This window comes from Streptomyces sp. NPDC020362 (genome assembly GCF_040642095.1).
GTDB lineage: Bacteria > Actinomycetota > Actinomycetes > Streptomycetales > Streptomycetaceae > Streptomyces.
This window is the reverse complement of sequence record NZ_JBFAET010000325.1, coordinates 1-6,247: the sequence shown is the minus strand read 5'-3', so window position 1 is coordinate 6,247 and position 6,247 is coordinate 1. Positions and strand designations below refer to the sequence as shown.

Genomic DNA, 6,247 nt, shown 5'->3' with positions numbered 1-6,247 from the left:
GATCGGCGAACTGGCCCGGCGCACCAGTGTGAGCGAGCGGTCGCTGCGCTACTACGAGACCCAGGGCCTGCTGAGCAGCGCCGGGCCTTGTCCTCGGACGGGAGCAGGATCCACAGCGCTATGTAGAGCAGGAACTGCGGGCCGGGCAGCAGGCAGGACAGCAGGAAGATCACCCGCATCGTCGTCGCGGAGGTGCCGAAGCGCCGTGCCAGCGCTGCGCACACTCCGCCGATCATGCGGCCGTGGGTGGGGCGGGCAAGGGCGGTCATGTCGGCTCCTTCGTGAGCTGCGGTCGAGGCGGCCGGGCCGGCTGCCTCATCTGACATCCACACTACGGAGACGAAGGGGGCAAAGCGTCGCTCTACGGGGCGATCCCGACCCTGGGAATCGTCGGGGTCCGACCCTGAGGGAGGTCCTCCTGGACGGTGATCCTCCCGGCCGCGAGGGGCTCGCGCTCGGCCCGCCGGCGCAGCCAGGCACGGCCGGCGGGCACCACGGCCAGGTGCGCAAGCGCCACCCCCACGGTGTTCAGCAGCAGCGAGTCGACGTCCACGACCCTGCCGGGCACTCCGGTCTGCAGCAGGGCGATCCCGAGGGAGATCAGGGCTCCCGCGGCCGCCGTACGGATCAGGGAGGCGAGCCGGGAGACGACGAGCCGGCCGTCCACCATCGGCAGCAGCACGCCCAGCGGCGCGAGCAGGGCCAGCCCCTCGCCGAGAGGTCTGGCCGCCTCGGGCCAGCCCAGTGCCAGATCGGCCCGGATGCCGGCCAGCGGCCGCATGTTGGCGGGCATCACCCAGGGCACGTCCAGGGGCCGCAGCATCAGCCAGGCGACGAGCGCGAGATGTGCGACAAGGAGGACACCCCCCGTCACACGGATGCGGATCGCGGCGCTGCCGCCGATGGAGCCTTGACGCTGCACGACCCCCAAGACGCACCCGTGTGCACGATCGGTTCCGCATCCGTCACGCGGATGCACATGAGGTGTCCGCCACACCGGCCCGCCACGGCCGCTCAGCCCGCCGTGACCTCGCTGGACGGAGGCTCGGTGCTGCCCGGCCGGTTGCGGACGTCGTCGGTGCACTCGTAGCGGCGCAGCGGCTGGGTGCCGGGCCCGCCCAGGATCACCGAACCATCACCCTCCGTCGCCGCCGAGTCGGACAGCGTGCACACGAGCTGGGCGAGAGCGTTGGAGGTGAGCCGGCCCGGTGGAGTGCTCAGCCGCAGCGCGTCCTCCGGGTCCTTCGGGCCGGGCCCGGTCACGCTCAGGCCGCCCGGCACGTACGTCGTGTAGCGCGCCGCGCGCTCGGCGGGCGAGGGGGACGCGGCGAGCTGGTCCAGCAGACCCTGCGCCACGAGGACCCGGCGCCGCGCGTCCGCGGTGCCCTCCGGTACCGGCACGGTCCGGTCGACGGCCGCCAGGGACGAGCCGCACAGCAGGAAGACCTGCACGGGCACCCCGTGCGCGGACTGCGCCGACGGGGCGGACCCGGTCAGCGAGCACGGCACCCGGGAGGGCGCCGCGCCGAAGTCCGTCGGCACCTCGGTGGCCCGGATCCCGCACCCGGCGAGCAGCCCGGCCAGAAGGGGCAGGGCCAGCAGGCGCCGTACGGTCCCCGCGGTCATGACCCCTCCTTCCCGGAGTCCGTGGCCTCGCCGTCCTTGGTGCCTGCGCCGTCCTCCTCCGTCAGCCGGGAGGCGTCCCGCGGCAGCCGCAGCGTGAACACCGCGCCGCCCTCGGGCGAGTTGGCGGCGGTGATCCCGCCACCGTGGATATGGGCGTTCTCCATGGCGATGGACAGGCCCAGACCGCTGCCCTCGGAGCGCGGCCGGGAGGCGCTGGCCTTGTAGAAGCGGTCGAAGACGTGCGGCAGGACGTCCTCGGGGATGCCGGGCCCGTGGTCGCGCACCGCGACGACCAGATCGTCGCCGTCGATGCGCACCGACACGCGCACCGGCGAGCCGCCGTGCTTGAGCGCGTTGCCGATCAGGTTGGCGAGGATCACGTCCAGGCGGCGCGGGTCCAGGCGGGCGTGGATGCCGCGCTCGGCGTCCAGCTCGACGGCGTCCAGCCAGGCGCGGGCGTCGATGCAGGCGGTGATCTGGTCCGCGATGTCGACGTCGTCCAGGACCAGGCGGGCGGTGCCCGCGTCGAAGCGGGTGACCTCCATCAGGTTCTCGACCAGGGAATTCAGCCGCCGGGTCTCGCTGACCACCAGCCGCACGGCCGGCTCGATCATCGGGTCGATGCTCCCGGCGTCCGCGTCCAGCTCCTCCTCCAGCACCTCCGTGACGGCGGTGATGGCGGTCAGCGGGGTGCGCAGCTCGTGCGACATGTCGGCGACGAAGCGGCGCGAGGCGTCGTCCCGGGCGGCCATGTCCGCGACCCGTTTCTCCAGCGCCTCGGCCGCGTTGTTGAACGTCCGCGACAGATCGGCGAGTTCGTCGGTGCCCGACACCCTCAGGCGGGTGTCCAGCCTGCCCTCGCCGAGCCGCCGGGCGGCGACCCCGAGCCGGTGCACCGGCTTGAGCACGGTCGTGGCGGCGGCCTGCGCGAGCAGCGCCGAGCCGATCAGCGCCAGGCCCGTCGCGATCCCCAGCGACCAGGCCAGCGAGTTGAGGTCCTTGGCCTCCGGCTCCAGCGACTTGGACATGTAGCCCGTCGGACCGCCGCCGATCAGCCTCGTACCGGCCACCAGATACGGCGTGCCGTGGTCGTCGACCCGCTGCCAGTACAGGTGGTACGGCGACTCGTTGCCGTCGCCCACCTTCTGCCGCTTGTTCACCGCGGCACGCAGCGACTTCGGCACGTCCTCCATCGAGAAGCCGTTGATGCCGCCCGAATTGCCGTACACCGTCTTGCCGTTGGCGTCCTCGGCGACCAGCAGCACGCTGAACCGCTGGCTGCTGCTGGCCATCTGGCCCGCCGCGTGCTGCAGTTCGTCCTGCGAGGCGTGCACGGGCAGGGCACCCGCCCGGTTCTGCATCTCCTGCTGGAAGTCGCGCAGCACCGCGTCCTGGGCGCGGGTGAGCACGGCCTCCCGGTTCAGCCAGTACGCGATGCCCGACGCCGACACCGCGGCGGTGAGCGCGACCAGACCGAAGACGACGACCAGCCGCAGCCTGAGGCTGGTGAACCGCAGCCGCGACAGACTTCCCTTGCGGCCCGCGGCCCAGCCGCGGAGCCCCCCTTGCGTATCGGTCACTGAGGAGTGTCCAGGCGGTAGCCGACACCACGGACGGTACGGATCAGGGTCGGGGACGAGGGCACGTCCTCCACCTTGGCGCGCAGCCGCTGTACGCACGCGTCCACCAGGCGCGAGTCGCCCAGATAGTCGTGCTCCCACACCAGCCGCAGCAGCTGCTGGCGCGACAGCGCCTGGCCGGGCCGCCGGCTCAGCTCCAGCAGGAGCCTCAGCTCGGTCGGTGTCAGCTGCAGGTCCTCGCCGTTCTTCGTCACGGTCATCGCCGACCGGTCGATGACGAGGCTGCCGAAGGCCGCCGAGTCGCTGGACTCGCGCTCCCCGCGCCGCAGCACGGCCCGGATCCGGGCGTCCAGCACCCGGCCCTGCACCGGCTTGACGACGTAGTCGTCGGCCCCGGACTCCAGCCCGACCACCACGTCGATGTCGTCGTTGCGGGCGGTCAGCAGGATGATCGGCAGCTGGTCGGTGCGCCGGATGCGCCGGCACACCTCGAACCCGTCGATGCCGGGCAGCATCACGTCCAGCACGATCAGATCCGGCCGCTGCTCGCGCAGCAGCTTCAGACCGTCCTCACCGCTGGCAGCGGTGGCCACCCGGTGGCCCTGGCGGGTCAGGGAGAGCTCCAGGGCCGTACGGATGGCGTCGTCGTCCTCGATCAGCAACAGGGAAGGCACGGCCACATTCTGGCCCATGGACGGCCTCCTGTACGACCTGTGGGCGATCTGTGGTGTGTACCGCCCGGCCCGCGCCCGGTAACGCCACCCCCTGTGTCCGGCCTGTGACCGCCCTGGCCCGGACCCCTGTGACAGGTCTGTGACAGTCGGCGGACACGGCCATGAAGGTCGATCGGCAAGCTTTTCGGCATCGGCAAGGAACCGACGCCGAGCCGACCGAACACCGGAAGTCCACGACGGGGAGCGCGAGATGAACACGCTGCACAGCATCAGCACCAGCGCAGTGGTCACGCGTCTGCACGACGTTCACCGGGGTTCCGAGAAGTCCGGCGCCGTGAGCGGGCGGGGGTGCGCTCGCGGCGCCGGGCGTCAGCACACCGGTTACATGACGGTGGTTGACACGCACACGGGGGAACCTGCGGCGCCGGCCGCCAAGGGTACGCACGGGGGAACCGCGTACAGGGAGGACTCGGGGGAGCGTCGTTCGCTGACCGAGGCGGAGTTCACCGCCTACGTCCAGGAGCGCCGCGCCTCCCTGTACGCCACCGCCTACCACCTGACCGGCGACCGCTTCGAGGCCGAGGACCTGCTGCAGAGCGCGCTGTTCTCGACGTACAAGGCGTGGGAACGGATCAGCGACAAGGCGGCGGTCGGCGGCTACCTGCGCCGCACCATGACCAACCTGCACATCAGCGCCTGGCGGCGCCGCAAGCTCAACGAGTACCCGACCGAGGAACTGCCGGAGACGCCCGGCGAGACGGACGCGATGCGCGGCACCGAGCTGCGTGCGGTCCTGTGGCAGGCGCTGGCCCGGCTGCCCGAACTCCAGCGCACCATGCTGGTCCTGCGCTACTACGAGGGCCGTACGGACCCGGAGATCGCGGAGATCCTCGGCATCAGTGTCGGCACGGTGAAGTCCAGCATCTGGCGGTCGCTCCGCCGGCTGCGTGAGGACGAGGTCCTCAGCTTCGGCCGTGACGAGGAGAACGCCTTCGGCGAACTGGTCGCCTGAAGGCAGGGGCCACCGGGGGGTGGCCCTGGGGGACACGGGGGAGCCTGGGGGACCACTGGGGGGTGGGCCCCACGGGGGACACGGGGGAACACGGGGGAGAGTAAAGAACGGGACTGGAGGGCCGGGGGGTCCGTCCAGTCCCGTTTCCCGTTTCCGTACGCCTTTCCCGGCTCCGGGCGCCCGGTTACGCCGGCGTCTGCTGCCGTGTCTGCCGCCCCGCCGCCGCGGCGGCCATCCGGTCCAGCGCCTCGTCCCGGTCGCACGGGTGGGCGCCCAGGGAGACCTGGCGGGCCACGATCGAGCGCTCGGCACGCATCAGCCGCCAGCCGCGGCGGATCAGGAACGGCACCGACTTGCGGCCTTCCCTGAGGTCCCGCAGGAAGCGCCGGCGGAACGTGGTGAAGGGACCCCGGCTGAGGCACAGCGCGTCCGCCAGCAGGCCCAGCTCACGGCAGCGTTCCACGATCTCCGCCGCGAAGATGCCCTCCGCGATGAACAGCGGGGTGCGCCCGATGTGCAGCGTGTGCTCGCCGGTACGGGCGCTCAGCGAGATGTCGTAGACCGGCACGGGCGTCGACCCCGTCGCGCAGAGGCTGGCGATGGCCGCCACCGCGACGTCCGCGTCCCACGACCGGGGATGGTCCCAGTCGATGTCCGAACTCCCCTCCACCAGGGGCAGTGTCGGGTCGTCGCCCTCCTTGTAGAAGTCGTCGAGGCGCAGGACGGGCAGCCCGGAGCGGGCGGCGACGAGTGACTTGCCCGAGCCCGAAGGGCCGCACAGCAGCACGACACGGGCGGGAGACGGGGGATGAATGCTCACGGAACACCAGTTTGACGTATGGCGAGCCCCCTGCCGACCCCGCGGGTCGGCTTTGGAGCGCGCATCACATCTCCATTACGCTTCGTGCCGATACGATCACAGTACGTAATGAAAGGCGGTGTCGGAGATGGCACGACGTGTCTCCCCCCACACCCTCGCCGTCCGGCGCGCCCTGGGGGCGCTCGCGATCGCCGCAGCGGCTCTGGGCGCGGCGACGGCGGCAGCGCACGCCCATCCGCTCGCCGCGGCGCCCGCACGCCCCGCCGCCGCCCCCCTCGGCGACGGCGGGCTCTCCGACTTCACCGGCCCGCTGGTCCAGGTGGAGACGCTCGGTGGGGTACCGGCGGTGGACCAGGTGGGCGGGTTCCTCAGCGGAGGGGGCTGAGCCGCGCACGAGGAGAGCCGCGGCGGCCCCCGGCCGCGGGGCCGCGGGGGGGCGGGGGGCCGCCAGGTGCGGGAGGGGACTAGACAACCCCGCCGCCCGGCGCACCCCAGGGGGGGCGGCCCCGGAAGGGTATACGATAGCCGGCAGAGA

At 72.3% G+C, this 6,247-nt stretch carries 7 protein-coding genes and 2 pseudogenes; 3 read left to right on the top strand and 6 right to left on the bottom strand.

The genetic code is table 11. From position 1 onward, the window contains the following. Position 1: 1 nt before the first annotated feature. A pseudogene (locus AB0H32_RS45940) lies at positions 2–79 on the top strand (MerR family DNA-binding transcriptional regulator); the annotation flags it as partial. Between the two features lie 4 nt (positions 80–83). Here the strand turns inward: AB0H32_RS45940 and AB0H32_RS45935 are convergent. From AB0H32_RS45935 to afsQ1, 5 genes and pseudogenes are all read right to left on the bottom strand, one after another. Then, positions 84–269, bottom strand: a pseudogene (locus AB0H32_RS45935) (PspC domain-containing protein); the annotation flags it as partial. Positions 270–361: 92 nt separating this feature from the next. Then, positions 362–922, bottom strand: coding sequence for a VanZ family protein (locus tag AB0H32_RS45930; protein ID WP_361134944.1), 561 nt, complete (start codon positions 920–922; stop codon positions 362–364). Between the two features lie 92 nt (positions 923–1,014). After that, positions 1,015–1,626, bottom strand: a complete 612-nt coding sequence (locus AB0H32_RS45925; RefSeq protein WP_361134941.1) for a hypothetical protein — start codon at positions 1,624–1,626, stop codon at positions 1,015–1,017. Next, on the bottom strand, positions 1,623–3,206 hold the full coding sequence (locus AB0H32_RS45920) for a HAMP domain-containing sensor histidine kinase (protein ID WP_361134938.1): 1,584 nt from the start codon (positions 3,204–3,206) through the stop codon (positions 1,623–1,625). Before AB0H32_RS45920 ends, AB0H32_RS45925 begins: the two co-directional genes overlap by 4 nt. Then, a complete protein-coding gene (gene afsQ1 / locus AB0H32_RS45915; RefSeq protein ID WP_208643022.1) occupies positions 3,203–3,880 on the bottom strand; it encodes a two-component system response regulator AfsQ1 in 678 nt (225 codons plus the stop codon). Before afsQ1 ends, AB0H32_RS45920 begins: the two co-directional genes overlap by 4 nt. Positions 3,881–4,130: 250 nt before the next feature. On the opposite strand from afsQ1, the gene AB0H32_RS45910 reads away from it, so the two are divergent. Further along, positions 4,131–4,892 carry a SigE family RNA polymerase sigma factor gene (locus AB0H32_RS45910; RefSeq protein ID WP_361134935.1) on the top strand — a complete coding sequence of 254 codons (762 nt, stop codon included), beginning with the start codon at positions 4,131–4,133 and terminating at the stop codon, positions 4,890–4,892. 184 nt (positions 4,893–5,076) lie between these two features. Here the strand turns inward: AB0H32_RS45910 and AB0H32_RS45905 are convergent, their stop codons facing one another. Next, entirely contained in the window at positions 5,077–5,712 is a 636-nt protein-coding gene (locus AB0H32_RS45905; protein ID WP_361134932.1) for a uridine kinase, read from the bottom strand. Between the two features lie 127 nt (positions 5,713–5,839). On the opposite strand from AB0H32_RS45905, the gene AB0H32_RS45900 reads away from it, so the two are divergent. Further along, on the top strand, positions 5,840–6,097 hold the full coding sequence (locus AB0H32_RS45900; protein ID WP_361134929.1) for a hypothetical protein: 258 nt from the start codon (positions 5,840–5,842) through the stop codon (positions 6,095–6,097). Positions 6,098–6,247: the final 150 nt, after the last annotated feature.

Bases quoted from the DNA above. Each gene is read 5' to 3' on its own strand.
- AB0H32_RS45925 (WP_361134941.1), bottom strand. From the start codon at position 1,626: ATGACCGCGGGGACCGTACGGCGCCTGCTGGCCCTGCCCCTTCTGGCC.
- AB0H32_RS45900 (WP_361134929.1), top strand. From the start codon at position 5,840: ATGGCACGACGTGTCTCCCCCCACACCCTCGCCGTCCGGCGCGCCCTG.
- AB0H32_RS45910 (WP_361134935.1), top strand. From the start codon at position 4,131: ATGAACACGCTGCACAGCATCAGCACCAGCGCAGTGGTCACGCGTCTG.